At 71.5% G+C, this 24,997-nt stretch carries 24 protein-coding genes and 1 tRNA gene; 13 read left to right on the top strand and 12 right to left on the bottom strand.

The window, feature by feature from the left end; genetic code table 11:
- Position 1 precedes the first annotated feature (1 nt).
- Both ABXJ56_RS10250 and ABXJ56_RS10255 read right to left on the bottom strand, forming a co-directional pair.
- Positions 2 to 74, bottom strand: a tRNA-Met gene (locus ABXJ56_RS10250).
- Positions 75 to 161: 87 nt separating this feature from the next.
- Positions 162 to 773: a MerR family transcriptional regulator gene (locus ABXJ56_RS10255; protein WP_353999566.1), complete on the bottom strand. Its 612-nt coding sequence runs from the start codon at positions 771 to 773 to the stop codon at positions 162 to 164.
- A gap of 88 nt (positions 774 to 861) precedes the next feature.
- On the opposite strand from ABXJ56_RS10255, the gene ABXJ56_RS10260 reads away from it, so the two are divergent.
- Positions 862 to 1,278: a hypothetical protein gene (locus ABXJ56_RS10260; RefSeq protein WP_353999567.1), complete on the top strand. Its 417-nt coding sequence runs from the start codon at positions 862 to 864 to the stop codon at positions 1,276 to 1,278.
- 2 nt (positions 1,279 to 1,280) lie between these two features.
- On the opposite strand, the gene ABXJ56_RS10265 is transcribed toward ABXJ56_RS10260, so the two are convergent.
- Positions 1,281 to 1,757: a heme-degrading domain-containing protein gene (locus tag ABXJ56_RS10265; protein ID WP_353999568.1), complete on the bottom strand. Its 477-nt coding sequence runs from the start codon at positions 1,755 to 1,757 to the stop codon at positions 1,281 to 1,283.
- Between the two features lie 88 nt (positions 1,758 to 1,845).
- Here ABXJ56_RS10265 and ABXJ56_RS10270 point away from each other — a divergent pair, with 88 nt between their 5' ends.
- A complete protein-coding gene (locus ABXJ56_RS10270) occupies positions 1,846 to 2,805 on the top strand; it encodes a hypothetical protein (protein ID WP_353999569.1) in 960 nt (319 codons plus the stop codon).
- 36 nt (positions 2,806 to 2,841) lie between these two features.
- On the opposite strand, the gene ABXJ56_RS10275 is transcribed toward ABXJ56_RS10270, so the two are convergent.
- The 4 genes from ABXJ56_RS10275 to ABXJ56_RS10290 form a co-directional block, all read right to left on the bottom strand.
- Entirely contained in the window at positions 2,842 to 3,249 is a 408-nt protein-coding gene (locus tag ABXJ56_RS10275; protein WP_353999570.1) for a YccF domain-containing protein, read from the bottom strand.
- Between the two features lie 65 nt (positions 3,250 to 3,314).
- Entirely contained in the window at positions 3,315 to 3,812 is a 498-nt protein-coding gene (locus ABXJ56_RS10280) for a hypothetical protein (protein ID WP_353999571.1), read from the bottom strand.
- Entirely contained in the window at positions 3,805 to 4,872 is a 1,068-nt protein-coding gene (locus ABXJ56_RS10285) for a hypothetical protein (RefSeq protein WP_353999572.1), read from the bottom strand. Before ABXJ56_RS10285 ends, ABXJ56_RS10280 begins: the two co-directional genes overlap by 8 nt.
- A gap of 639 nt (positions 4,873 to 5,511) precedes the next feature.
- On the bottom strand, positions 5,512 to 5,895 hold the full coding sequence (locus ABXJ56_RS10290) for a DUF6507 family protein (protein ID WP_353999573.1): 384 nt from the start codon (positions 5,893 to 5,895) through the stop codon (positions 5,512 to 5,514).
- 74 nt (positions 5,896 to 5,969) lie between these two features.
- Here ABXJ56_RS10290 and ABXJ56_RS10295 point away from each other — a divergent pair, with 74 nt between their 5' ends.
- The 4 genes from ABXJ56_RS10295 to ligD all read left to right on the top strand — a co-directional run bounded on the left by ABXJ56_RS10295 (position 5,970) and on the right by ligD (position 12,732).
- Positions 5,970 to 8,477 (top strand): ATP-dependent helicase, encoded by a 2,508-nt coding sequence (locus ABXJ56_RS10295; protein WP_353999574.1) that lies wholly within the window; start codon positions 5,970 to 5,972, stop codon positions 8,475 to 8,477.
- Positions 8,478 to 8,633: 156 nt separating this feature from the next.
- A complete protein-coding gene (locus tag ABXJ56_RS10300) occupies positions 8,634 to 10,496 on the top strand; it encodes a sunset domain-containing protein (protein WP_353999575.1) in 1,863 nt (620 codons plus the stop codon).
- Between the two features lie 63 nt (positions 10,497 to 10,559).
- Positions 10,560 to 11,636: an SseB family protein gene (locus tag ABXJ56_RS10305; protein WP_353999576.1), complete on the top strand. Its 1,077-nt coding sequence runs from the start codon at positions 10,560 to 10,562 to the stop codon at positions 11,634 to 11,636.
- A gap of 67 nt (positions 11,637 to 11,703) precedes the next feature.
- On the top strand, positions 11,704 to 12,732 hold the full coding sequence (gene ligD / locus ABXJ56_RS10310) for a non-homologous end-joining DNA ligase (protein WP_353999577.1): 1,029 nt from the start codon (positions 11,704 to 11,706) through the stop codon (positions 12,730 to 12,732).
- Positions 12,733 to 12,744: 12 nt separating this feature from the next.
- Here ligD and ABXJ56_RS10315 read toward each other — a convergent pair whose 3' ends face one another.
- The 5 genes from ABXJ56_RS10315 to ABXJ56_RS10335 form a co-directional block, all read right to left on the bottom strand.
- On the bottom strand, positions 12,745 to 13,788 hold the full coding sequence (locus tag ABXJ56_RS10315; RefSeq protein ID WP_353999578.1) for an ATP-dependent DNA ligase: 1,044 nt from the start codon (positions 13,786 to 13,788) through the stop codon (positions 12,745 to 12,747).
- Positions 13,789 to 13,846: 58 nt separating this feature from the next.
- Positions 13,847 to 14,998: an AI-2E family transporter gene (locus ABXJ56_RS10320; protein WP_353999579.1), complete on the bottom strand. Its 1,152-nt coding sequence runs from the start codon at positions 14,996 to 14,998 to the stop codon at positions 13,847 to 13,849.
- A 92-nt stretch (positions 14,999 to 15,090) separates the two neighbouring features.
- Positions 15,091 to 15,627, bottom strand: a complete 537-nt coding sequence (locus ABXJ56_RS10325) for a GNAT family N-acetyltransferase (protein ID WP_353999580.1) — start codon at positions 15,625 to 15,627, stop codon at positions 15,091 to 15,093.
- Between the two features lie 35 nt (positions 15,628 to 15,662).
- Positions 15,663 to 16,898 (bottom strand): acyl-CoA dehydrogenase family protein, encoded by a 1,236-nt coding sequence (locus ABXJ56_RS10330; protein ID WP_353999581.1) that lies wholly within the window; start codon positions 16,896 to 16,898, stop codon positions 15,663 to 15,665.
- 273 nt (positions 16,899 to 17,171) lie between these two features.
- Positions 17,172 to 17,843, bottom strand: coding sequence for a TetR family transcriptional regulator (locus tag ABXJ56_RS10335; RefSeq protein ID WP_353999582.1), 672 nt, complete (start codon positions 17,841 to 17,843; stop codon positions 17,172 to 17,174).
- Positions 17,844 to 17,997: 154 nt separating this feature from the next.
- On the opposite strand from ABXJ56_RS10335, the gene sucC reads away from it, so the two are divergent.
- The 7 genes from sucC to purN all read left to right on the top strand — a co-directional run bounded on the left by sucC (position 17,998) and on the right by purN (position 24,968).
- The gene (gene sucC / locus ABXJ56_RS10340) at positions 17,998 to 19,164 is read left to right on the top strand and encodes an ADP-forming succinate--CoA ligase subunit beta (protein WP_353999583.1); all 1,167 of its coding nucleotides are present in this window, start codon (positions 17,998 to 18,000) and stop codon (positions 19,162 to 19,164) included.
- Between the two features lie 25 nt (positions 19,165 to 19,189).
- The gene (gene sucD / locus ABXJ56_RS10345) at positions 19,190 to 20,092 is read left to right on the top strand and encodes a succinate--CoA ligase subunit alpha (RefSeq protein WP_353999584.1); all 903 of its coding nucleotides are present in this window, start codon (positions 19,190 to 19,192) and stop codon (positions 20,090 to 20,092) included.
- 99 nt (positions 20,093 to 20,191) lie between these two features.
- Positions 20,192 to 20,632, top strand: a complete 441-nt coding sequence (locus ABXJ56_RS10350) for a nitroreductase family deazaflavin-dependent oxidoreductase (protein ID WP_353999585.1) — start codon at positions 20,192 to 20,194, stop codon at positions 20,630 to 20,632.
- A gap of 55 nt (positions 20,633 to 20,687) precedes the next feature.
- Positions 20,688 to 21,296, top strand: a complete 609-nt coding sequence (locus ABXJ56_RS10355) for a hypothetical protein (protein ID WP_353999586.1) — start codon at positions 20,688 to 20,690, stop codon at positions 21,294 to 21,296.
- Positions 21,293 to 22,885 carry a polysaccharide deacetylase family protein gene (locus tag ABXJ56_RS10360; RefSeq protein ID WP_353999587.1) on the top strand — a complete coding sequence of 531 codons (1,593 nt, stop codon included), beginning with the start codon at positions 21,293 to 21,295 and terminating at the stop codon, positions 22,883 to 22,885. The genes ABXJ56_RS10355 and ABXJ56_RS10360 overlap by 4 nt, the downstream gene beginning before the upstream one ends.
- Positions 22,886 to 22,916: 31 nt before the next feature.
- Entirely contained in the window at positions 22,917 to 24,356 is a 1,440-nt protein-coding gene (locus tag ABXJ56_RS10365) for a cell division protein PerM (protein WP_353999588.1), read from the top strand.
- Between the two features lie 9 nt (positions 24,357 to 24,365).
- Positions 24,366 to 24,968, top strand: coding sequence for a phosphoribosylglycinamide formyltransferase (gene purN, locus ABXJ56_RS10370; RefSeq protein WP_353999589.1), 603 nt, complete (start codon positions 24,366 to 24,368; stop codon positions 24,966 to 24,968).
- Positions 24,969 to 24,997: the final 29 nt, after the last annotated feature.

The following is a 24,997-nucleotide window of genomic DNA, read 5'->3' on the forward strand; positions in this document are numbered from 1 at the left end:
GACGCGACGGCGGGAGTCGAACCCGCAACACCACCGGGTATGAGCCGGGGTCCGGGACCACCCGGGTCGCCGCGATGTCCCCACGCTAATCCGGAGCGCCGACACGGACCAGGGGGGTTGCCGGCACCGCGTCATGCGTGGTCACGCGCGGTCGCACGACGTCACGCGGAAGGATCGAGGATCCGTTCCGCGAGGATCTGCTGGTGCGCGAGGCGCCGAAGGGCGAGGATGACGGGCTCGTACAGGGCGGTGCCGAGGACGGCGTGGGCGACGGCATCCGCGGGCGGCATGTCCTCGAGGGGCGCGATCTCGCCGGCGGCGATCGTGCGGATCGGCGCGAGATAGTGCGACGCGAGCTCGGCGTCCCAGCGGAGCCCCGCGCCCTGGACGGCTCGGATCGCCGCGCCCAGCTGCGCGACGGCACCGTACTCCGGGTCCCAGGTGAGACCGAGGGCCTCGATGGTGTCGCGTGCGTACTCCGCGTCGGGCTGCTCGACGTACGGAGGGAGGGCGTTCACGGCGCGGCCGAGGGTGGCGTAGGCGGTGTCGGCGGGATGGTCGACCAGGTCGAGGATCTCCTTCACCCGGGCGAGGGGGAGAGCCCGCACCTCGCTGAGCGCCTGAATCAGGCGCAGCCGCGCGAGGTGGTCGTCGCCGTAGTCGGCGCTCGTCGCCGAGGTCGATGCGCCTCTCGGCAGCATCCCCTCGCGCATGTAGAACTTGATCGACGCGACCGGGATGCCGGAGGCGAGCGAGAGTTCGGAGATGCGCATGGAGCTCCTTGTCTAGATATCGCCACTATCTTATATTCGGTAGTGCCACTATCCAGTGGGCCGCGGCCCTCGTCCCCCGGAGCACTCCATGAACCCGATCCTCGCCATCGTCGTCGGCGCGACGCTTCTCACCGTCGTCACCATCGCCTACGGCGGCACCTTCCTCCTCCGCGTCGCCACCGGCGGCTACCCCTTCAACGATCTGCAGAAGTCGTTCTTCCGCGCCGGGCACGCCCACGCCGGCGTCCTCGTCATCCTCGGCCTGGTGTGCGTGCTCGCTCAGGATGCCGCCGGGGTGGGCGGTGGCTGGGAATGGGCCGCGGTCGGCGTGCTCGTCGCGGCGATCCTGATCTCCGCGGGATTCTTCCTGTCGGTCCTCGGGCGTGATCCGCAGCGCCCCGGGCGGGCGATCGCCATCCTCTGGATCGGGGTGACCGTCCTCACCGTCGCGCTCCTCGCGGTGGGGATCTCGATCATCATCGCGGGCGCGTCCGCCCTCGGCTGAGGTCAGCGGGGTGAGGCGAGGTGCGCTCGCAGGTGCTCCACGACGAGCGCGTGGTCGTCGGCCTGGGGGAGACCCGAGACCCCGACGGTGCCGACCATGCCGACGGCGGCGATGAGGATCGGGAAGACCCCGCCCGCCGCGGCGTAGACGCTCGGGTCGAGTCGCGAGTGCATATCGAAGTCCTGATCGCGGCTGCGGAAGAGCATCCCCACGCCGTAGGACGACCGCCCGTACCGCCGTGCGACCCGGGCTTTGCGCTCCAGCCACTCGTCGTTGTCGGACGACGAGCCGGGGAGAGCGGTGTGGAACACCCGCGCCTCGCCGAGCGAGATGCCGATCACGATCGGAAGGCTGCGCTCCCGCGCGCTCTCCCGGAGCGCGGACCCGAGGATCCAGGCATCCTCCAGGTCGAAGCGGGGGAAGACGAGCTCGCGCTCCTCGTCCTCGATGCGGGATAGGGTCGCGGCGGCCTCGAACATACGCCGAATCTAGCGCTGTTGCCGAACCGTTGCCGCCTCGACCGGGCGCGCGGTCAACGCACAGGTTCGATCGGAGTAGCGTTGACCCATGGCGCGGGCGACACAGCGGATCATCCTCGCTGTCGCCACCGCCGGTTTCCTCCTCGGTGTGGGCCTGTTCCTCGGCGTGCTCGCGGCGGGCGCGTTCGCCCCGACCGTGTCCGAGCCGACCGGCCTGCGCGACCCCGAACGCAATGCGCTGATGACCTGGTTCGCCCGCGGCGTGCTCGTCCTCGCCGTGGCCTGGCTCGTGATCGGCATGCTCGCCGCACGGACGCGCCTCGTCGCCCGGCCAGGAGCGGCGGCCGCCCGGGCCTCGTGGCTCGCGTCGACCCGCCCCTGGCGCGCGCGGGAGTCGACTCTCGGGATGCTGGAGCTCGATCGGTGGCTGATGTTCGCCGTGCCGCTGGCGCTCCTCATCGCCACGCGCCTCATCGAGGCCTCGTTCGTGCTCTGGATGCCGCTCCTGCTGAGCGCGGCGGCGCTGATCCCCTTCGCCGTGGTGCTCCGCCTGTTCATCTGGCACCGTTCGCCGTGGCCGGCGATCGCGGCAGCCGGCGGCGTCGTCGTCCTCCAGTGCGTGGTCGAGCTCGCCGTGATCGCCGTCGCCGGCCCCGAGGTCGCATGGACGGTCGTGTGGGCCGCACCCGCGACCTCGACCCTGGTCGTCGCCGTGGGTGTCGCGCTGTTCGGGTGGCTGTTCATCGCCACCGGGTGGGCGATCGAGGTGCAGATCGGCGCGCGCCGCGCGGCCGGGGCCGTCCTCGCGGCCTTCGGCGCAGGCCTCGCCGTGCCGGCCGTGATCCTCGGCTTCGTCGGCATCCGCTTCGCCGCCGCGACCGCCGCCGACGTCGAACTCCTCCCCGCGGGGCTGGCACGCGTCCTCGACGCGATCGCTCTGCTCCCGGTCGGAGCGCCCTGGATCGCCGCGGGCGTCGCCGTCGTCATCGCGGTCGTCGGCGTGGTGCTCGCGCGGATGCCGGAACCGGAGCGCCTCCGCGTTCCCTGAGGTCCCCGCGTCGGTCGATCGCGCCGGCGGAGTCTGTCAGCGCGTGGTGAGGGTGCGGTCGAACGCGCCGCGGCGGGTCGAGACGATGTCCTTGCCGAGCGGCATGAGAGAGACCGGGACGAGCTTGAAATCGGCGATCCCGAGCGGGATCCCGATGATCGTGATGCACAGGGCGATGCCCGAGATGATGTGTCCGAGCGCAAGCCACCACCCGGCCAGGATGACCCAGACGACGTTGCCGAGGAACGAGCCGACGCCGGCGGTCGGCTTCGAGACGACCTCGCGACCGAACGGCCAGAGCGCGTACAGGCCGACGCGGAACGAGGCGATGCCCCAGGGGATCGTCACGATCAAGATGCACAGCAGCACCCCCGCGAGCATGTAGCCGACGAAGAGCCAGAAACCGGCGAAGATCAGCCAGATGATGTTGAGGAGGGTGCGCACCGGCTCATTGTGTCACCCGCACCCGATGCCCGGCTGGGCGCGAGGCGGGGCCGAGCCCCGCGACCTCAGTACTTCTCCAGAGGGTCGTAGTCCACCATCGCGAAGCACGGGCTGAAGCCGGAGATCTGCAGGACGGTCTCGCCCTCGAGCGCGGCGACTCCGAGCGAGAGTCCGTCACCACGGGCGAGGTCCAGCGTCGGCGCGCCGCCGGACGTCGCGCTCCGCTCCTGCGTCCAGCCCTCCTTCGCGGCCCATACCGCGGCGATCTCGTCGAGCACGGCATCCGTGTCGGTGTCGGGGGCGATGGATACCGTCATCGCACCCGGCCAGACGAAGAGCTCGGGGTCCGCGTCGCAGGGGAGGAGCGCGGCGGTCTCGACGGTCCCGAGGTCTTCGAGCACGACCTCCGCCGGGATCGACGCCCGCAGCTCCGCTTGCGCTGCCAGATAGTCGGACTTCGCCTCGTCGAGGGTCATGGGGGTGCCTTCCGTGGGCTGCTGACAGGCGGTCAGTGTCGCGACCAGGGCGACGGCCGCGACGGCGAGGGGCAACCGCCTACTCATGGATCTCCCTGTACAGGTCGCGGAGGACCTCCGTGTTGCGTCGTGGCCCTTCGGCCACGCGCAGGTGGTTGTCGAGTTCGTTCTGGATGCCGAGGAACGTCGAGGGGGCGTAGTCGTGCTGCACGAACGCGTCCGACTCCCGAGGGGTGTCGTAGAACGGGTTCAGATAGTTGATCGCGTCGAAGCCGTACTGGTGGTGAGCGTAGTCCGTGCCGTCGCGCGCGCTCCATCCGTCCTGCAGCCACGACCCGGCGAGCGACTTCACCTGGTCGTATTCGGCTCCCGCCACCTCCGCGCTGGAGAGCACGCTCATCCCGGCGCTGTGCGCGATGGCGACGCTCGACGCGGAGGCGAGCTGGGCGTCGGTGCGCAGCCCCTCCTCGAACCGGGCGAGCTGCGCGCCCTCGCGGAGCGCGAAGTCGCGGTTGGCGTTGCTGGTCTCCTGGAAGGGCAGCCCCCACGATGCCCAGGGGCCGTCCGTGTACACGAAGGCGACCGAGCGGCCGGTCGTGTCCTGCTCGACCAGGTATTGCGCGACGGACTGCACGCCGCCCGAGTAGTAGCTCGCCATGTCGGTGCCCGTTCCCGGGACGTACGTGATCGAATACCTCGCCCGCGACGGATCGCCGATCATCTCGACGATCCGTCGCCGCTCGGGGTCGTAGAGGTAGAGGGACCGCTCTCCCGAGGCGACGCGTTCGAGGTACGCGATCTCGGCCTCCAGCGCCTCCCGCGCGGAGGCGTTCGACCGCAGCGTGCGTCCCTGGTACACGTACTCGGGGGTGTTCTCGAGCTCGGAGCGGGCGTCGGCGAGCCGGCGGACCGCCGTTTCGCGATTGGCGGCGACGCGCGCCGGTGCGGGGATGCCGTTGAGCCCGCCGATGGCGAGCGAGGCACCGGAGATGAGCGCCGCGGCGAGGGGCGAACCGGAGACGACGTCGGACTCCCACCACTCGGCGACGGCGTCGGGGTCTGCGGTGCTCTCGGCGAGGACATCGAGGTAGTCCGGATGCGCGGCGAGCACGGCGGCGACGGCATCGGCGTGCCCGCACGAGCGCATCGAGGATCGCCGCGGTGAGGCGGTCGTCGAGGGTGGCCACACCGGCGGAGCCGAGAGTGGTCAGCGCCGCGGGAGCGGACGGCGGCGGAAGCCGCGTCTGCGGACCGGACACCGCGCCGAGGTCGCTCCGGCACGTGTCGGCGGCGACCTCGAGCATCGTGGCGACGTGCTGGCAGCGGGCGCGGAGGTCGTCGTTGTAGGCCAGGTGCGATGGGTCGAACAGCAGGTGGTTCGGAAGGGTCTCGCCCTCGGTGGCGAACTGCTCGCGCTGGGCTCGCTGGAAGGAACGCACGCCGGCGAGGAAGGCCGGGATCTCGCGGTGGAGCTGATCGATCTCGCGCTTCTGCTGCGCGAGGGTCTCGGCGTAGTCCTCGAGCGCGCGGGCGATCGCGGTGGCGGCGGTCGCCCATTCGCTCGCGGCGTCGTCGACGGGTGCGAGGCCCGCGACCGCGATGGAGGTCTCCGGCGTCTCGTACACCTCGCCGAGGCCGCCCCAGCGGCCGACGACGTCGCGTCCCGCGTCGGCGACCCCGTCGACGGCGCCGCGCACCGCCGTCGCGGCGGCGGTGACGCTCTCGGGATCTGCGGGGAGATCGGGGATCAGCCCGACGCTGACCAGCGTGATGGTCGAGCCCGCGGTCATCGCAGAGACCTCTGCGGTCCGGTGGAGCCGAGGGGACCGAAGCCCCGCCCCGGGAGGGGGGATTCGGGAGAGGATGCCGCGTCCGCGGGTCCGGCCGTGGCCGCCATCGTCTCGTCGGCGTCGATGTAGGTCACGAGGTTCGTGCTCACCGCCGTCACGCCCGCGTCCACGAGGGACGCGATGCGTTCGCCGTGCCCGTCCCACTCCTCGGCGAGCGCGGACATGGCCGGCCCGACACCGTCGACGCCGGCGAGCGCGGCCGCGGCATCGCGCAGCGCCTGCTCGCCCCGGACGATGGGCGCTGCGGTGTCGTCGGCCGCACCGAGCACCTCGGTGAGGAGGGTGTGGGTGGACCCCACGTCGATGCGCCACCGCGTCATGCCTTCCAGACTACGCATACGGGTCTCCGGTTCCCCCGATCGGTGTCGGGGGTCGCGCCTACACTGGGAGCGACATGACCGACGCCTCTGCGCCCGCGCCCCGCGCGGCATCCGCCCCTCTTCTCGTGGTCGGCGACGACCGTTCTCCGCGTGCGGGGGGCGCCGGACCCGCGGGCGGTCCGCGACCCGACGACGACCTCCTCGAAGGTCTGAACCCGCAGCAGCGCGAGGCCGTCACCTACCGCGGACCCGCCCTCCTCATCGTCGCGGGTGCCGGGTCGGGCAAGACGAGTGTGCTCACGCGGCGCGTGGCGTCGCTCCTGCGCACCCGCGAGGCGTGGCCGAGCCAGATCCTCGCCATCACGTTCACGAACAAGGCCGCGGGCGAGATGCGCGAGCGCGTCGGGCACCTCATCGGCGAGAGCGCGCGCGGCATGTGGATCTCGACGTTCCACTCCGCGTGCGTGCGGATCCTCCGTCGTGAGGCGGCCCAGTTCGGGTTCACGACGTCCTTCACGATCTACGACTCGGGCGACTCCCGCGCGCTCATCAAGCGGCTGGTGAAGGAGCACGAGGCCGACGCCTACGGACTGACGCCGGCGGCGACCCAGGGGCGCATCTCCAAGCTCAAGAACGAGCTGGCGGATGCCGAGTCCTACGCCCGGTCGGCGAACATGAGCGACCCTGCGGAGCGCGTATTCGTCGAGGTCTTCAGCGCCTACCAGCGCGAACTGCAGCGTGCCAACGCCTTCGACTTCGACGACCTCATCGGGCAGACCGTGTTCCTGTTCCGCGCGTTTCCGCACGTCGCCGACGTTTACCGGCGGCGGTTCCGGCACATCATGGTCGACGAGTACCAGGACACCAATCACGCCCAGTACGCCCTCATCCACGAACTGACGCGACCGGTGTCGAGCGGCGGCGGGGACGAGTATGCCGACAGCGGCATGATGATCTTCGATGCGCCGGCCGCCGATGCGCCCGAGCCCGCCTCGCTCACCGTCGTCGGCGACTCCGACCAGTCGATCTATGCGTTCCGCGGAGCCGACATCCGCAACATCGCCGAGTTCGAGAAGGACTACCCGGGGGCCAAGGTGGTTCTGCTCGAGCAGAACTACCGGTCGACGCAGAACATCCTCTCCGCCGCGAACGCCGTCATCAGCCACAACTTCGACCGCAAGGACAAGAGGCTGTGGACCGACGTCGGGGCGGGCGAGCCGATAGTCGGCTTCACCGGGTACTCGCAGCACGACGAGGCGCAGTTCATCGCCGACGAGATCGAGACGCTGCATCGCGCGGGAGTCGACTACAACCAGATCGCGGTGTTCTACCGCACGAACTCGCAGTCCCGTGCCCTGGAAGAGATCTTCATCCGTGCCGCCGTGCCCTACAAGATCATGGGCGGCACGAAGTTCTACGAGCGGGCCGAGATCAAGGACGCGCTGGCCTACCTCGTCGCCATCGCCAACCCCGCCGACGAGATGGCGCTCCGCCGCATCATCAACCGTCCACGCCGCGGCATCGGCGACGTCACGATCGAGACGATCGCGCGGTACGCGCAGAGCGAGCAGATCACCTTCCGCGACGCCCTCGCCAACGCCTCCGCGATCGGGGTCGGCCCCAAGATCCAGCAGGCCATCGCGCGGCTGGATGCCGTGCTCGCCGAAGCGGCGGAGGTCATGCTCCCGGCATCCGGCGAGCTCGCTCCGCCGACCGCCGTCGCGGAGGGGCTGCAGCTGCTGCTGAACAAGAGCGGCTACTACGACGCGCTCCGCGCGAGCAAGGATCCGCAGGACGAGGCGCGCGTGGAGAACCTCGACGAGCTCGTCGCGGTCACGCGCGAGTTCGCGCGCAACAACCCGGAAGGGACGCTGCTCGATTTCCTGACGGAGGTCGCCCTCGTCTCGGACGCCGACGACCTCGAGGATGCCTCGGGTTCGGTCTCGCTCATGACCCTGCACACGGCGAAGGGGCTGGAGTACGACGCGGTCTTCCTCACCGGCGTCGAGGAGGACCTCATCCCGCACCGTATTTCGGCGGGGGAGCCGGGTGGACCCCAGGAGGAGCGCCGCCTGTTCTACGTCGGCATCACGCGCGCTCGGAAGCGGCTGTACCTGTCCCTCGCGATGACACGCGCGCAGTTCGGCGAGGTGACGGTGGCGATGCCGAGTCGATTCCTGCAGGAGATCCCGTCGGATCTGCTGCAGTGGCGTCAGTCGCCCGGCGACGTCAACAGTCGCGGGGGGACCCAATCACGGGCGCTGAATGCGCGGCGGCCCGGCGGCGGGTCCGGGTTCGGCACCGGCAACCGGTACGGCGACGACCTGGTCCCGCTCGCGAAGCGCTCGCCGTCGGGATCGAGCGGCTCGATCGACAAGTTCGCCAACCGGATCCCGGCCAAGGTGCGCGACAACGGCGACCTCGAGCTGGCTCAGGGCGACCGCATCCGTCACGACGACTTCGGCGAGGGGCGGGTGGACGCCGTCACCGGCGAGGGCGCGAAGCGCGTCGCCCATGTCCGGTTCGACGGCGCGGGCGTGAAGAAGCTGCTCATCAAGATCGCCCCGATCGCCAAGCTCTGACCGGCGGGGGCCCGGGACGGGGTCCGGCACGCGCGACCCCCGCGCACGTGGTACGAATATGACAGCGATCCGGGGGGATCGCCGCGCGGCGCCGTCGCCGCCGACGAGATGGGGGATCGCATGATGACGTTTTTGCGCGCTCGACGCGGAGGGTGGGTGCGCGATCTCGCTCTCGCGGGGGTGCTCGCCCTATCCGTGTCGCTGCTGCCGCTCGGCGCTGCCGCGTCCGCGCAGACGCCGGAGCCGCCGGCTCCGCAGCCCGGATCCCTGTCAGGGACGGTGACCGACACCACCGGGGCGCCCGTCGAGGGGACGACCATCACGGCTCGAGACCGCGCGGGCGCCGAGTGGACGACGGGCTCGGGCTCTTCGGGGACATTCGTCCTCACCGAGCTTCCGCCCGCGGACTACCAACTGCGTTTCGATCCTCCTTCAGGCAGCGGACTGACACTGCAGTGGTACGCCGGGGCGACGTCGGACGTCGACGCGCAATGGATCCCCGTCGCCGAGGCAGAGGTCAGGTGCTGCTTCGATGCGGTTCTGTCACCGCCGCCCATCGCCGCGGGCACGCCGTCGATCGTGGGCGAGGCCGCGGTTGGGAGCACTCTCACGGTCGACCCGGGGCTGTGGCCGGAGGGAACGTCCTTCACCTATCAGTGGCTCGTCAGTGACATCGAGATTGCTGGCGCCTCCTCAGCGGAGTACCCGCTGACGACGGCGGATCGGGACAAGACCATCTCTGTGCGCGTCACGGGGACTCTCCAGGGGTATGCGGATGCATCCCGCACGAGCGGCCCGACGGCGCGCGTGATCGTTGCGGGGTCGCCGACGATCACCGGCACGGCGGCGACAGGGTCCACGCTGACCGCAACGACGGGGACATGGACGAAAGGCACGGCGTTCGCCTATCAGTGGCGCGCGGGCGGCGCGGAGATTCCCGGCGCGACGTCGGCGACCTTCGTGCCCGGCGCCGCCCAGGACGGTGTCGCGATCACCGTCGACGTCTCAGGGTCAAAGGTCGGGTACGCGACCGTGACGCGATCGGCTAAGCCGACATCTCTCGTCATGCGCTCCAGTGTGCCCAAGATCAGCGGTGCACTTGCGGTGAATCGGACGGTGCGCGCCGAGCCCGGAACCTGGACGGCCGGGGCGGTCTTCACCTTCCAGTGGTATCTCGACGGGAAGGCGATCTCAGGCGCAACGGCGCAGTCTCTCAAGATCTCAAGTGCCATGCGCGACAAGAAACTGTCGGTGAAAGTGACGGCGAAGAAGCCGGGTCACCCGACCGTGTCCAAGACCTCGGCCGCCTCGGGGAAGATCACGACCGCCTCGACGCCGACGATCTCGGGCACTGCGGCCGTCGGTTCCACGCTCACGGCGAAGGCCGGTGCCTGGCTCTCGGGGACCTCCCTCTCGTACCAGTGGTACGCGGACGGTGTCGCGATCGCGAAGGCCACAGCGGCCACCTATCGGCTGGCGTCCGCCCACGAGGGGGCGCGGATAAGCGTGAAGGTCACGGGAAAGAAGAGCGGTTACGCCACCACGTCCCTCACCTCCGCGTCTACCGTGCGCGTGTTGCGGGCCGGGACTCCGTCGATCAGTGGCACCGCGCAGGTGACCCGCACGGTGAAGGTCGTGACGGGCACCTGGACGTCGGGTAGCTCGTTGCGTATCCAGTGGTTCGCGGACGGCGTCGCGATCAAGGGTGCGACGTCGTCGACACTCAAGATCGGGTCGGGACTCGCTGGGAAGCGCCTGACCGTCAAGGTCACCGGATCCCGTTCCGGGTACGCGACGGTCACAAAGACCTCCGCCGCGTCGGCTGTCATCGGGTATCCGTCCCGGACGACACCGACGAGCGAGTGGAACTGTCCCTCATGGGCCCCCATCAAGGGCAATAAGAGCTCGATGATCTATCACATGCCGGGACAGCGCTTCTACGACCGCACGAAGCCGGAGGACTGCTTCCGGACCGAGTCGGCGGCAGTGTCGGCGGGCTACCGCAAAGCGAAGGTCTAGCTCGCGCCGTCACGGAGGGGGAACGGCGCCGCGGGGGCGGAGCGGGACCGTTAGGCTCGAGCGATGGCTCTCTTCTCGCGCCGACCCAAAGACTCCAGCCCCGCCGACGACGGTGCGGCCCCGGCCGACGACGCCACGACGCCGACCGCAGACGCAGCCGACGCGGCGCTCACGGTTGAGCCCGCACCCTCGGTGTCGATCTCGATGACGTCCTTCGGGGGACTCGGCTCCGGCCCCGCCACCCCGCCGCCGGCACCCGCGCCGGCCACCCCGGAGGGGGCGACGAAGCGCGTGCTCGGCCCCGAGACCGCGCCCACCGAAGGGGTCGAGTCGGTACCGGGGCTCCGCGACAACATCCTCGTGCGCACCGCGCTGACCGAGCTCAGCACGCCGCCCGCGGCCACGGAGCTCCTGCAGGTCGCTCGCCAGCTCCTGCAGGGCCACCTGTTCCTGCGCGTGAAGGGCGATGCGCGCGCCATCCTGTCCGAAGGGCGCGAGATCCCCCTCGCGGTCGCGAGCGTCGGAGAGCGCCGGTTCGTCATGGCCTACTCCTCGGGTGCGGCGCTGCAGACCAGCATCCAGTCCGACGGCGAGGCCGAGACGTCCGCTCTCGCGCAGCCGTCCCTCAGCATCCTCCGCCACGTCATCGCGCAGGGGTACGACGGCCTCATCGTCGACAACTATTCGGCTCCCGCGCGCGCCGTGATCCCCGCGGAGCTCCTCACGAAGGCTCTCGAGACCCACGACGCGGATGCCGCGGTGAAGACCCTTCTGGCCGGTGCCCGCACCGATCAGACGCCGTCCGCCGTCGCCGACGCCCTCACCCGCGCGCCGCTGTGGGTCGCGGTCGGTCAGACACCCGATGGGCGGCCCGGCCTCGCCGAGGCGCGTTCGGCGGAGGGGGAGAGGTTCCTCGAGCTCTTCTCGCACCCGCTCGAGCTCGCCGTCCTCCAGCGCAAGGACCGGGCGGCGCCCGTGACGGGCGCGCAGCTCGCCGCGGCGCTCCGCCGCGACACTCAGCTCGCCGGTGTCGTGATCGATCCCGCCGGCCCGTGGATCCGCCTGCGGCGCGATGACCTCGCCCCGGTTCTCGCGCTCCCTGACGAGACGCCCACCACCGCCGCTTCCGACGCCGACTGACGCCCGCCGCGTGACCGGTTCGCGCACGGGGGCTGTGCGAGGCAGCGCCACGTCCTAGGGTCGGACCATGGCGTCAGAGCGCATCACCCTGACCGTTCCGGGACCCGAGGGCGACCGCGAGGTGGGGCTGTCGAGTCCGAACCGGGTGCTGTGGCCTGCGCTCGGGATCACCAAGCGCGAGCTCGCCGAGTACGTCATCGCGGTTCAGGAACCGCTCCTCGCGGCGAACGGCGACCGACCGCTGTCGCTCGAGCGGTTCCCCGAGGGGGTCGAGGGGGAGCGCTTCTACTCGAAGAACCCCCCGAAGGGCGCTCCGTCGTTCGTGGAGACCGTGACGGTCACCTACAACAGCGGGCGTCGGCATCCGCAGCTCGTCCTCACCGAAGCCGCCGCCGCGGTCTGGGCGGTCCAGATGAACACCGTGGTGTTCCACCCGTGGGCTTCGCGCGTCGCCGACACCGACAACCCGGTCGAGTTGAGGATCGACCTCGATCCGCAACCGGGCACGGACTTCGCCGATGCCGCACGGGTGGCGCCGGTGCTGCGCGAGGTGCTCGCAGAGGCCGGGCTGACCGCCTTCCTGAAGACCAGCGGCAATCGGGGCCTGCACGTGTTCTGCCCGATCGAGCCCTCCCACGAGTTCCTGGACGTCCGGCATGCGGTCATCGCGGCGGGCCGCGAGGTCGAGCGACGGATGCCGGACCGCGTCACGACGGCCTGGTGGAAGGAGGAGCGGGGAGAGCGCGTCTTCATCGACTTCAACCAGGCCAACCGCGACCGCACCATGGCCGGCGCCTACAGCCCGCGGGCGCTGCCGGACGCGCGTGTGTCGACGCCGCTGGAGTGGGATGAGCTCGCCGGCGTCGATCCCGCCGACTTCACCGTCCGCAGTGTGCCCGACCGTCTCGCCGAGCGTGGCGACCCCTGGGCGGCGATGTTCGACGCGCCCGGACGCATCGAGACGCTGCTGCAGTGGTGGGAGCGCGACGTCGCCGACGGCCTCGGCGAACTGCCGTTCCCGCCGGAGTTCCCGAAGATGCCGGGGGAGCCGCCCCGGGTGCAGCCCTCGCGCGCCCGCACTCCCGACGCCGACTGACGTCGGGAGCCGTCACACCAGGACGTCGGCGAGGTCGTAGGCGGCCACGCTCTCGAGCTGGTCGTAGGTGCACGAGCGCGGATCACGGTCGGGGCGCCAGCGGTCGAACTGCACCGTGTGGCGGAACCGCCGCCCCTCGAGCTGGTCGTACCGCACCTCCAGGACCCGTTCCGGGCGCAGGCGCACGAACGAGACGTCCTTCGAGCCGCTGAAGCGAGACCGGTCGGATTCGCCGGTGACGGCCGTCCCGTCGGCGTCCCGCTCGACCCACGGTTCGAGCTCGGCCACCAGCTCTTGGCGTCGGCGATCGGTGAAGGCGGACGCGCCGCCGACCGACACGAGTTCACCGTCACCGTCGTACAGCCCCAGGAGCAGGGATCCGACACCGGAGCCGGACCGATGGATGCGGTAGCCGAGGAGCACGACGTCGGCGGTGCGCGCGTGCTTGACCTTGAACATGGTCCGCTTCCCCGGGGCGTAGGCCGCGGCCAGGGGCTTCGCCATGACGCCGTCGAGGCCCGCCCCCTCGAACTCCGTGAGCCACCGCTCGGCGACCGACGGATCGTCGGTGGTGCGCGTCACGTGCACCGGGTGCGGAACGTCCGCGAGCAGATCGACCAGCGCGGCGCGACGCTCGGCGAACGGATGCCCCGTCAGGTCGGCATCCGCCCGGGCGAGGAGGTCGAATCCGATGAACATCGCGGGGGTCTCGGCGGAGAGCGTGGCCACCCGCGAGGCTGCCGGGTGGATGCGCTGGCTGAGCGCCTCCCAGTCGAGGCGCTGGGCTCCGGCCGGGCCCGTCGGCACCACGATCTCGCCGTCGATCAGGCAGGGCGCGGGGAGAAGCTCGCGGAAGGCCGCGACGAGCTCCGGGAAGTACCGCGTCAAGGGCTTGGCGCCGCGGGATCCGATCTCGACGTTCGTGCCGTCCCACGAGATGAGGGCGCGGAAGCCATCCCACTTCGGCTCGAAGCTCAGCCCACCCGGAGTCTTCGCCGGATCCGGAACCGCGGGGACGGACTTGGCGAGCATCGGCGGAGGGATGTCGTACGGCATCCCCTCATCCTGCCCCGGGCGACGGACGCCCGGTAGGGGGCCGCCGCTCGCGCGTCGGTCAGGCCTCGACGGTCTTCTTCGGCCGCGCCCACCGCGCCGGGGTGTTCGGGCCGTCCCACACCTGGATGACGCCCCACACCGCGGCGGTGATCGGCACCGCGAGGACCGCGCCGACGATGCCGCCGAGCACGGTGCCGACGGTCAGGGCGATCAGGACGACGAACGCGTGGAGCTTCATCGCCCGGCTCATCAGCACCGGCTGAAGGAGGTTGCCCTCCAGCTGGTTCACCAGCACGACCACACCGACCACGAGAAGAGCGGTGACGAAGTCGTTCGCCACAAGAGCGACGAGTGCGGCGAGGGTGCCGGCGAGCGTCGCGCCGACGATCGGGATGAACGCGAGGAGGAACACGAGCACCGCGAGCGGGACGGCCAGCGGCACCTGGAGGATGAGCAGACCGATCAGGATGCCGATGGAGTCGACCAGGGCGACCGTCGCGGTGCCGCGGACGTACGAGCCGAGCACCGTGACCGTCTTGTCGCCGATGCGGCGACCCCGGGCGTAGTGCTCGCCGCGGAACGGGCGGAGGAGGAACTCCCACAGCTGCGGGCCGTCCTTGAGGAAGAAGAAGAGGGTCACGACCATGAGCACGAGACCCGTGACGAAGCTCGCGACGGCGCTCACGCCGGCGAGCGCTCCCGAGCCGAACTGCGCGCTCGTGACGAAGTCGACGAGCGTCTCCAGCCACTCGTCGAGCTGTTCCTGCGTGGGCGCGAAGGGCAGCTGCTGAGCCCAGTCGATGAGCGACCGCAGCCCGTCCTCCGCTTGCGCGTACAGGTCGTCCCACTGGTCGCGCACCGCCCAGACGATGAGCCAGCCGACACCGGTGAGGAGGAGCACGATCGTCAGCAGCGCCAGGATCGTCGCGAGGAGCGAGGGGACCCCGCGCGCACGCATCCACTTCATCACCGGGGCGAACGCGCAGGCGAGGATGAGGGCGATGACCACCGGGATCGTCACCAGCGTGAGCTGCTGGATGGCGAAGATGATGCCGGCGGCGACCGCGACGACGAGGATCACCTGCAGGGCACGGGTCGCGAGGACCCCGAAGCCGTCGGCCCACTGCCGCCACGGCGACTGCGACGCCTTCAGGTCGATGCCGTCGGACTCGATGCGGACGGTCTTCGGCTCATGATTGAACAGGCCCATGGGAGCGAGAGTAGCCCCCGCGCCGGATACGCCCCGACGGCTTGCCGCGCCCCGTGCACGGTGATAGGTCGCCGTGGCCCGGAATCCGGGGGTCACCGGTCCCGTCGGAGCATCGCCCACGTGTCGAGACTGGTCCATTCGCCCTTGAACCGATCGGCGTCGATGTTCCGGCCTTCGTGACGGAACCCGACCCGTCGCAGGAGTCGGGCGACCGGCTCGTTGCGCGCATCCGACACGGCGAAGACACGGTGCGCTCCGAGCTCCCGGAACAGCGCGTCGATGATGGCGGTCAGCGCTTCCGACGCGATCCCGCGTCCGTGCGCCGCCGGGGCGAGGGTCACCCCGATCTCGTAGGTGTCGGGCTGGTCGTCCAGCGCTCGGACGGCGATGTCCCCCTGCAGGTCGCCCCCCGCGTCGTGGATCGCGATCTGCACCCACCGCCCCGATCCGGCCTCGATCCCGGCGGGCTGATCCGCCAGCAGGGCGTCGGCGTCGGCGTCGCTGTACGTCGTGCTCCACGACTGCCACCGCGCGACATCCGGATCCCGGCGATACCGGACGAACGCCGCGCGATCGGCTGCCGTGAGGACCGACAGCGTCAGGCGCTCGGTGTGCAGCGGCAGGACCATGCCCGAAGAGTATCGACGCGCGGCGCGTCGCGGGGTCAGGCGAAGGCGCTCATCCCCGTGATGTCGCGTCCGATGAGAAGGGCCTGGATCGACTCGGTTCCCTCGTACGTGTGGATCGCCTCGATGTCGGCCATGTGCGTCATCACGCCGTACTCGATGAGGATGCCGTTGCCGCCGAGCAGGTCGCGCGCGGTCTGCGCGATGCGGCGCGCGGCGCGGGTGTTGTGATACTTCGCGAGCGAGGCCTGCGTCGGACGCAGCCCACCCGACCGCTCGAGATCGGCGAGGTGGCGGCAGTAGAGCTGCATCGCGGTGAGCTCCTCGAGCATCTGCGCGAGCCGTTCCTGCACCATCTGGAACCGGGCGAGGGGCTTGCCGAACTGGGTGCGCTGCTGCGCGTACGACAGCGCCGCCTCGTAGCAGGCGGTGGCGTGCCCGAGGGCCGACCACGCCACCCCCGAGCGGGTGGCGTAGAGCACGCGCGAGGCGTCCTTGAAGCTCCGCGCACCCGGGAGGACGGCATCCGCGGGCAGGCGCACGCCGTCGAGGGTGATGAGGGCCTGGTGGATGCCGCGGAGCGACGCCTTGCCGCCGATGACCGTGCCGGTGTAGCCCGGCGTGGACTGCTCGACGAGGAAGCAGCGGACGGCGTCGTGCTCGGGGGCGTCGGGGTCGTCGACGCGCGCCCAGACGAAGGTGATGCCGCCGGACGCGCCGTTGCCGATCCACTTCTTGGCGCCGTCGAGCACCCACTCGTCGCCGTCGCGGCGCGCGGTGGTCGCGAGCCCCACAGAGTCGGAGCCGTGGTCGGGTTCGGTGAGGGCGAAGGCGCCGGGCACTTCGCCGAGGGCCAGAGGGCTGAGCCACCGTGCCTGCTGGTCGGCGCTGCCGTAGGCGGCGAGGGTGCGGAGGGCGAGGCCGCCCTGGACGGCGACGACCGTCCCGAGGGACCCGTCCCCGCGGGAGATCTCCATGTTCACCAGTCCCGCGGCGAGCGGGGAGAAGAAGGTGAGGTCGGGGTGTTCGATGCCGTCGTTGAAGAGGTCGTGCGCGCCGAGGCTCATCGCGAGATCCAGGGGATACTCCGCCGCGTCCCAGGCGCGCTGCATCCGATCGCCGAGGCCGTCGACGAAGACCTTCGCGCGGTCCCACACCTCGCGGTCGGCGGCGGGGATGTCGGCGAAGACGGCGTAGTAGTCGGTGTCCAGACGAGCGGCGAGGTCGTAGCCGGGAACGCTCTGTCCGGGGCGGGGCTGGAATTCGTCGCTCATGCGGTGCTCCTGTTGTCGGCGGCGGGCGCTGGTCAGTCTAGTGGTACCGAGTGTCAGTAAGCGGTGGACTGAGTGCCGCACCTGCGCCACGCCGGGACGGTCGCGTCCAAGCGCGGTGAAACGCTGGGGTCTTTTCGACGTCTCCGCCCCCGACACGCCGCGGGGGCGCCGGTTTCTCCCGCGTTTTTCACACGGAGGGCGGGTGCCCGGCATCGCGCGCGGCCCGGGCGAGCCCGACCCCGCCGAGGGAGAGGGCCGGAAGGGGGATCCGCGTCAGCCGTCGAGGCGGGCGGCGAGGCGGCGCGCGATCTCCGCGCGCGGCATCGTGCGCGGGAACGCGGCGACGACGAGGTCGTCGGGCGCGGGGTCCGCGTCCGGGTGGACGCCGAACCGACGGCGGGCGTCGTCGAGGGCGGCGCGGAGGACGGATGCCGGTACCCGCTTCGCGCCGCGCAGCAGCTGCCGCAGCACGTGGTTGTGCACGGCGGTGACGACCGCGGCGAAGCCGACGGCGTCCAGCGGATCCAGGCCCGGGATCGCGGCGCGCAGGTACTCGTCGAACAGGCGCTCGTAGCGGAAGACCGTCACGATCTCGCGGTCGCGCAGCGCCGGCACCTCGCGGACCACGGTGTAGCGCCGGCGCGCGAGCTCGGGGTCGGCCGCGAAGTGGGAGTAGACCAGCAGCGAGGCCTCGCACACGGCATCCCACGGATCGTCGTGCGGGCCCGCGAGGAACGCGCGCACCCGTTCGAGAAGCAGCTCGTGGTCGGCGAAGACCACATCGTCCTTCCCGCCGAACTGGCGGAAGAACGTCGAGCGCGAGACGCCCGCGGCCTGAGCGATCTGCTCCACGGAGGTCTGGTCGAAGCCCTGACGCGCGAACAGGTCCAGCGCGGCAGCCACGACGTCGTGGCTCGCGCCACCCGACGGTGGCAACTCGGTCATGGAGCGAGCATAGCGCCGGGGCCGTCCCGCGCCCGCTCGACGGCGGGACGGACCCGCGCCCGCGCGGTAGTAGGCTGGGGAACCTGTCGATCTCTCGACATCGAGATTCTTTCGGCGTCACCCACCCACATTCGCCCCACCGAAGGACTGCACTGTGGATCTGTACGAGTACCAGGCACGAGACCTCTTCGAGAAGTACGGGGTGCCGGTTCTTGCCGGCATCGTCGCGGACACTCCGGAGGAGGTGAAAGCGGCCGCCGAGCAGCTCGGTGGCGTCGTCGTCGTCAAGGCACAGGTCAAGACGGGCGGGCGCGGCAAGGCCGGCGGCGTGAAGGTCGCGAAGACCCCCGATGAGGCGTTCGAGGCCGCCCAGGCGATCCTCGGGCTCGATATCAAGGGGCACGTCGTCAAGCGCGTCATGGTCGCCGCAGGCGCCCGCATCGAGGAGGAGTACTACTTCTCGGTGCTGCTGGACCGCGCCAACCGCTCCTACCTCGCCCTCGCGAGCGTCGAAGGCGGCATGGAGATCGAGCAGCTCGCCGTCGAGAAGCCCGAGGCGCTCGCGCGCGTCGAGGTCGACCCGCTCACCGGCATCGACCAGGCCAAGGCCCTCGAGATCGCGCGCGCTGCGCGGTTCAGCGAGGAGCTTGCCCCGAAGGTGGCCGACGTCTTCGTCAAGCTCTACGACGTCTACACGGGCGAGGGCGCGACCCTCGTCGAGGTGAACCCCCTGATCCTCGACGGCGACGGCAACATCGTCGCCCTCGACGGCAAGGTCACCCTCGACGAGAACGCCTCGGAGGTGCGTCACCCCGAGCACGAGGAGCTCGAGGACAAGGACGCCGCCGACCCGCTCGAAGCCAAGGCCAAGGCGTCGGGCCTCAACTACGTCAAGCTCGACGGCGAGGTCGGCATCATCGGCAACGGCGCGGGCCTGGTCATGTCCACGCTCGACGTCGTCGCCTACGCCGGTGAGAACCACAACGGGGTCAAGCCCGCGAACTTCCTCGACATCGGCGGCGGCGCCTCGGCCACCGTCATGGCCGCCGGCCTGGACGTCATCCTCGGCGACCCGCAGGTCAAGAGCGTCTTCGTCAACGTCTTCGGCGGCATCACGTCCTGCGTCGCGGTCGCCGAAGGCATCGTGAAGGCCCTCGAGATCCTCGGCGACACCGCCACCAAGCCGATCGTCGTCCGCCTCGACGGGAACCAGGTCGAGGAGGGCCGCGAGATCCTCGCCGGCGCCAACCACCCCCTGGTCACCCTCGCCGCCGGTATGGACGAGGGCGCCGACAAGGCCGCCGAGCTGGCCGCCGCCTGAGCGTCACCACGAAAAGGACCAGAACATGTCGATCTACCTCACCAAGGACTCCAAGGTCATCGTTCAGGGCATCACCGGCGGTGAAGGCACCAAGCACACCGCGCTGATGCTCAAGGCCGGCACGAACGTCGTCGGCGGTGTCAACGCACGCAAGGCCGGCACCACCGTCTCGCACGTCGACGCCTCCGGCAACGCCGTCGAGCTCCCCGTGTTCGCCTCCGTCGCCGAGGCGATGGAGAAGACCGGCGCGGACGTCTCGATCGCGTTCGTCCCCCCGGCCTTCACGAAGGACGCGATGATCGAGGCCATCGACGCCGAGATCCCGCTCCTGGTGGTCATCACCGAGGGCGTGCCCGTCGGCGACACCGCCGAGGCCTGGGCGTACACGAAGAGCAAGGGCGAGAAGACCCGCATCATCGGGCCCAACTGCCCGGGCATCATCACGCCGGGCGAGGCGCTGGTGGGGATCACCCCCGCCAACATCACCGGCAAGGGTCCCATCGGCCTCGTCTCCAAGTCGGGCACCCTGACCTACCAGATGATGTTCGAGCTGCGCGACCTCGGGTTCTCCACCGCCATCGGCATCGGCGGCGACCCGATCATCGGCACCACGCACATCGATGCGCTCGCCGCCTTCGAGGCCGACCCCGAGACGAAGGCCATCGTCATGATCGGCGAGATCGGCGGCGACGCCGAGGAGCGCGCGGCCGAGTTCATCAAGGCCAACGTGACCAAGCCGGTCGTCGGCTACGTCGCGGGCTTCACCGCGCCGGAAGGCAAGACCATGGGCCACGCCGGCGCTATCGTGTCCGGATCCGCGGGCACGGCGCAGGCGAAGAAGGAGGCCCTCGAGGCCGCCGGCGTCAAGGTCGGGAAGACCCCGTCCGAGACCGCGTCGCTCATGCGGGAGATCATCGAGTCGCTCTGATCCGCGACACCGCGGACACCGCGCGAACGCCCCGCTCGGCTTCGGCCGGCGGGGCGTTCGCCGTTCCGCCGCGGCATCCACGCGGGTAACGTGGAGGCCATGCCGCTGACCGGAGAGTACAAGCCGTCCACGTCCGAATGGGCCCGCACGCAGGCGGAGCGCTACGAGGCCTCCGGCGGCACCGAGGACAACCTCCTGCGAGGCGTGCCGATCATCGTGCTGACCACGGTCGGGGCGAAGTCGGGAGGGCTCCGCAAGACCGCCCTGATGCGCGTGGAGCACGAGGGGCGCTACCTCGTCGTCGCCTCCAAGGGCGGCGCGCCCGAGCACCCCGCCTGGTACTTCAACATCATCAAGAACCCGCACGTCGAGCTGCAGGACGGGGCCGACAAGCGCGACTACCTCGCCCGCGAACTCGACGGCGCCGAGCGCGACGAATGGTGGCAGCGCGCGACCGCCGTGTGGCCGGACTACGACGCGTACCAGGAGCGCACCGAGCGGCGGATCGCGATCTTCCTGCTCGAGCCCTTCACGGACTGATCACGGTCCGTCCGGCTTCCGTCCGGACGTCCGCGTCACCCCCTACACTTCCCCCATGGGTGGGGGTCCGAGCGCATCGACGACGGATGCCGCACCGGTGGCCGCCGCTGGGTCGACGCCGCTCCGTCCCTCACCGGGCTGGTCGCTCGCGTTCGCGCTCGTCGGCGCCGTGGCGGTCATCGCGCTGATCGCCGTGGCCGCGCTCATCGCCGTGCCGCCCTCGATGGCCAATCTCGCCAGCTCCACCGCGGACGGCGTGACCGCCGCGCCCGTCGGTGCGTCCGCGGAGGCGGCGATCGTCGTGCCCGCCGGCTGGATCGTCGTACGCCAGGGGGAGCAGGAGATCCTCGTGCGGACTCCGGACGGCGCCCTCGAGGCGCGCGTGTCCGCGGCATCCGCTCCGGCGGAGGAGGCGCTCGCCGCCGCCGCGACCGCCGCGGCGGACGACACCGGCGCGGAACCGGGGGCGGAGCGGAGCGAACCCCTCGCCTCCGGGAGCATCGCCGTCCACGTCGATGTCGGATCCTCGGTCGTCGTCGCAGCCGTCGCGAAGTCCCCGGAGGCGCCCGCGAGCGTCGTCGTCGACGCGCGCGTCCGCGACGGCGCCGACCCGACGCGCTACCGCGCCGCGCTCGCGCAGCTCCTCGACGGGGTGCGCCCATGACCCGCCGGCCCGCACGCCCGGCCGCCCGCCGCACCCTCGCCCTCGCCGCGGCGGCGACGCTCCTCCTCGCGGGATGCGCCCCCGTCGGGGACCCGCAGTGGACGCCCCCGGACTGGAGCGCCGCGACCGTACGGGTCGTGGCCGCGCCGGATGCCGTCGACGTCGACGCGGCGGCGGTGTCGACCTCCCTCACCTCCCAGCGGATCCGCAACGACGAGGTCGGCATCCAGGCACGCTGGTCGGTGCTTCCCGGCCGCAGCGCCCTGGTCGCCCCCTTCAACGACGCGATCGAGGCGACGGTCCGCGAGGCGGTGGCCGCCCAGAGTGCGACGGTCGGTGTCGCCTACCGGCCCGTCGCCCACCCCGAGGGATCAGGCCTCGAGGACCGCACGTGCGTCGCCGGATCCACGACGCGACCGGCGGCCGAGCTCCTCGCCGACCCCGCGCTCGGTCCTGCGGGCGGAGCGGGGACGGCCGTGGTCTGCGACGTCGTCCTCGCCGCGGGGTCGATCTTCGCACAGAGGATGCGGGTCGTCTCCGGCGCCGCCGGCGAGGTCGCGTCGGACCGCACCGAGCTCCTCTACGTCGACACCGCGACGGGGGAGGTGTCCTCGGCGGCAGGTCTGTGGCAGGAGGACGCGGTCGATGCCCTCGGCGCCGACATCGTGGACGCCCTGCGACGGGATGCGGGAGCGCTGAGCCTCGCCCCGGCGACCTTCGAGGGCGACGAGCAGCGGGAAGCGCTGCGGGCCGCGCTCGCGACGACGGTTCCCGGCCTGGACGACGGGCTCGCCTTCACGATCCCCGCGGGTTTCCGCGCCCCCGAACTCGCCGCGCTCGGGGCGGCCGAGACCTCCGAGCCGCTGACGGTGGCCGTTCCCGCCGTCCGCGCCGAGACCCTCGTGACCCCGCTCGGTGCCGCCGTCCTCGCCGCGGTCGGCGAGCCGTACGCCGGTCCGCCCGCGGTGCCGGCCGGGCTCGACCGGCTGGACTGCGCCCTCGTCCCGTGCGTCGCGCTCACCTACGACGACGGGCCGACCGTGCACACCCCGCGTCTGCTCGACGAACTCGCCACGCTCCGCGCGAGCGCCACGCTCTACGTCCTCGGTCAGTACGCCGCCGGCGCCCCCGACACGGTGCGCCGAGCGGCGGCGGAGGGGCATGAGATCGGCAACCACACCTGGAACCATCCCTCGCTGCCCTCGCTCACCCCCGAGCAGGTGCGCGACCAGCTGGGCCGGACGGCGACGCTCCTCCGCTCGCTGTCCGGGCAGCCGGTGGCGACCTTCCGGCCGCCCTACGGGGAGTTCACCGCGGAGGTGCTCGCCGCCGCCGGCGAGCCGGCGATGATCTGGACCGTCGACACGCGCGACTGGGCGGGTCCGGCGGAGTCCGAGATCGTCGCGAGCTCCGTGCGGGGGGCGACCGTCGGCGGCATCATCCTCCTCCACGACACCCAGGAACGGTCCGTCTCGGCGACGCCGGCCATCGTCTCCGGCCTCCGCGACCGCGGTTTCTCCACCGCGACGATCACCCAGCTCTTCGACGGCGATCTCCCGGCATCCGGAGCGTGGCGCGCCGCACCGTGAGCGGCACGCCCGTGGGTAGGGTCGATCGGGCATGTATCGCCTCACCATCGCCCTCCTCGCCGCCTTCGACGCCGTCATCGCCGCCGTCGTGGGTCTCGCGGCATCCCTCGCGCCGCTGACGCTCCTGTGGGTGTTCGGCTTCGACGGACTCCCCGACCTCGGCACACTGTGGCCCGCGGCGGGAACGGTCTGGCAGCTCGGACACCTCGTGCCGCTGGCGATCACCCTGCCGCCGGAGTACGTCGCCGTGACGGGCATCGACCCGGCCGCGGCATCCTTCCCGCTCTCCCTCGCGCCCCTCGCCTTCGCGGTGTTCACCGCGGCCTTCGCCGCGCGATCCGGACGCCGCGCCGCCGACGCGGGATCGGGCCTCGTCGGCGCGGCCGTCGGTGGCATCGTGTTCGCCGGCATCGCGACGCTCGTGGCCGTGAGCGCGCGGACCGAGGTCGCGGTGGCCGATCCCGCGCTCGCGATCCTCCTGCCCTCTCTCGTCTTCGCCGTTCCCGCGCTCGGGGGCGCCGTGGCGGGGCAATGGGACGATGCGGATGCCGGACCCGTCGCCGCAGTCCGGGACCGCCTCGAGCGCGCCCGCGCGGAGGAGGCGGTGCGGGCGACCGCCGCGGGTCTCGCGGTCATCGCGGCCGGGCTGGTGGGACTCGGCGGCCTCGTCGTCACCGCCGCCGTCGTCGCGGGGATGGGCGAGGTCATCTCGCTCACACAGGCCGCCGGGGTCGATCTCATCGGCTCCGTGGTGCTCGCCCTCGGCTCCTTCCTCTACCTCCCGACCCTCTGGGGGTGGGGCGTCGCGTTCGTCGCCGGCCCCGGCTTCACCCTGGGAGAGGGCACCGCGATCGCACCGGGCGGGACGGATGCCGGTGTCGTCCCCGGCATCCCGCTCCTCGGGCTGCTCCCTTCGGCGACGTCGCCGTGGCTGCTCCTCCTCGCTCTGCTCCCCGTCGGGGTCGGCGCCCTCGCGGGCCTCATCGTCCGTCGCCGCCTCCGCGACGGCGCCGTCGCCGACGTCCCTCTCACCCCGCGCGCGATCATCGCGGGGGTGCTCGGACTCCTCGCCGCCGGGTTCGGCGCGCTCCTCGCCGTCGTCACCTCCGGGGGGATGGGGCCCGGACGCTTCGAGCGGGTGGGGCCGGAACCCGGGCCCCTCGCGCTCAGCCTGGGGCTCGAGGTGCTCGTCGGCGCCGCGATCCTCCTGCTGTCGCCGCGGGCGCTCGACGACGAGGCAGCAGAGGCGTACCGGGGCGAGTACCGCGAAGAGGCGCAGGCCGTGTACCGCGAGGAGACACCGACGGCGTTCGGCGATGACCTGCCCGACGCGGACGGCGAGACCGAGGACCTCTCCTCGCTCGCCCCCGCGACCCCGGCAGCGACCCCGGCCCCGTCCGATCCCGCGGACGATGTCACCGAAGACCTCTCCGATCTCCGCGAACCGGGCGGCGAGGACCCTCCCCGCTAGACTTGCCCGGTGCTCACCGTCGCCGTCCTCATCTCGGGCGCCGGGTCGAATCTGCGGGCTCTGCTGGAAGCGGCGGCCGAACAGGATTTCCCCGCGCGCGTGGTCGTCGTCGGTGCCGACCGCGAGGCGGACGGCTTCGGGCACGCCGAGTACTTCGGCATCCCGACCTTCCTCGTCCCGTTCGAGCAGTTCGACTCGCGTGAGGCATGGGGGGCCGAGCTCGGCGCACAGCTCGCGGTGTGGCAGCCCGATCTGGTCGTCCTCAGCGGGCTGATGCGCCTCCTCCCCGCCGGTCTCGTCGACGAGTGGAGCCCGCGCATCATCAACACCCACCCGGCGTTCCTGCCGGAGTTCCCCGGCGCGCACGGCGTCCGCGACGCCCTCGCCGCAGGGGTGGAGGAGACCGGTGCCAGCGTCATCCTCGTCGACGCCGGCGTCGACTCCGGCCCGATCCTGGCGCAGGAGCGCGTTCCGGTCCTCCCGGGCGACGACGAGCACGCCCTCCACGACCGCATCAAGCCCGTCGAACGCCGCCTGCTGATCGACGTGGTCCGCCGCGTCGCCACGGGCGACCTCGACCTCGCCGCCGCCGCCCGGGCGTCGGCATCCTGACCTCCCGTCCGATCCTTCGAGGAGACCGC

The organism is Microbacterium aurantiacum, from assembly GCF_040532595.1.
Classification (GTDB): domain Bacteria; phylum Actinomycetota; class Actinomycetes; order Actinomycetales; family Microbacteriaceae; genus Microbacterium; species Microbacterium chocolatum_B.

Bases quoted from the DNA above. Each gene is read 5' to 3' on its own strand.
- ABXJ56_RS10255 (WP_353999566.1), bottom strand. From the start codon at position 773: ATGCGCATCTCCGAACTCTCGCTCGCCTCCGGCATCCCGGTCGCGTCG.
- ABXJ56_RS10260 (WP_353999567.1), top strand. From the start codon at position 862: ATGAACCCGATCCTCGCCATCGTCGTCGGCGCGACGCTTCTCACCGTC.
- ABXJ56_RS10265 (WP_353999568.1), bottom strand. From the start codon at position 1,757: ATGTTCGAGGCCGCCGCGACCCTATCCCGCATCGAGGACGAGGAGCGC.
- ABXJ56_RS10270 (WP_353999569.1), top strand. From the start codon at position 1,846: ATGGCGCGGGCGACACAGCGGATCATCCTCGCTGTCGCCACCGCCGGT.
- ABXJ56_RS10280 (WP_353999571.1), bottom strand. From the start codon at position 3,812: ATGAGTAGGCGGTTGCCCCTCGCCGTCGCGGCCGTCGCCCTGGTCGCG.
- ABXJ56_RS10285 (WP_353999572.1), bottom strand. From the start codon at position 4,872: ATGCGCTCGTGCGGGCACGCCGATGCCGTCGCCGCCGTGCTCGCCGCG.
- ABXJ56_RS10290 (WP_353999573.1), bottom strand. From the start codon at position 5,895: ATGACGCGGTGGCGCATCGACGTGGGGTCCACCCACACCCTCCTCACC.
- ABXJ56_RS10295 (WP_353999574.1), top strand. From the start codon at position 5,970: ATGACCGACGCCTCTGCGCCCGCGCCCCGCGCGGCATCCGCCCCTCTT.
- ABXJ56_RS10305 (WP_353999576.1), top strand. From the start codon at position 10,560: ATGGCTCTCTTCTCGCGCCGACCCAAAGACTCCAGCCCCGCCGACGAC.
- ligD (WP_353999577.1), top strand. From the start codon at position 11,704: ATGGCGTCAGAGCGCATCACCCTGACCGTTCCGGGACCCGAGGGCGAC.
- ABXJ56_RS10315 (WP_353999578.1), bottom strand. From the start codon at position 13,788: ATGCCGTACGACATCCCTCCGCCGATGCTCGCCAAGTCCGTCCCCGCG.
- ABXJ56_RS10320 (WP_353999579.1), bottom strand. From the start codon at position 14,998: ATGGGCCTGTTCAATCATGAGCCGAAGACCGTCCGCATCGAGTCCGAC.
- ABXJ56_RS10325 (WP_353999580.1), bottom strand. From the start codon at position 15,627: ATGGTCCTGCCGCTGCACACCGAGCGCCTGACGCTGTCGGTCCTCACG.
- ABXJ56_RS10330 (WP_353999581.1), bottom strand. From the start codon at position 16,898: ATGAGCGACGAATTCCAGCCCCGCCCCGGACAGAGCGTTCCCGGCTAC.
- ABXJ56_RS10335 (WP_353999582.1), bottom strand. From the start codon at position 17,843: ATGACCGAGTTGCCACCGTCGGGTGGCGCGAGCCACGACGTCGTGGCT.
- sucD (WP_353999584.1), top strand. From the start codon at position 19,190: ATGTCGATCTACCTCACCAAGGACTCCAAGGTCATCGTTCAGGGCATC.
- ABXJ56_RS10350 (WP_353999585.1), top strand. From the start codon at position 20,192: ATGCCGCTGACCGGAGAGTACAAGCCGTCCACGTCCGAATGGGCCCGC.
- ABXJ56_RS10355 (WP_353999586.1), top strand. From the start codon at position 20,688: ATGGGTGGGGGTCCGAGCGCATCGACGACGGATGCCGCACCGGTGGCC.
- ABXJ56_RS10360 (WP_353999587.1), top strand. From the start codon at position 21,293: ATGACCCGCCGGCCCGCACGCCCGGCCGCCCGCCGCACCCTCGCCCTC.
- ABXJ56_RS10365 (WP_353999588.1), top strand. From the start codon at position 22,917: ATGTATCGCCTCACCATCGCCCTCCTCGCCGCCTTCGACGCCGTCATC.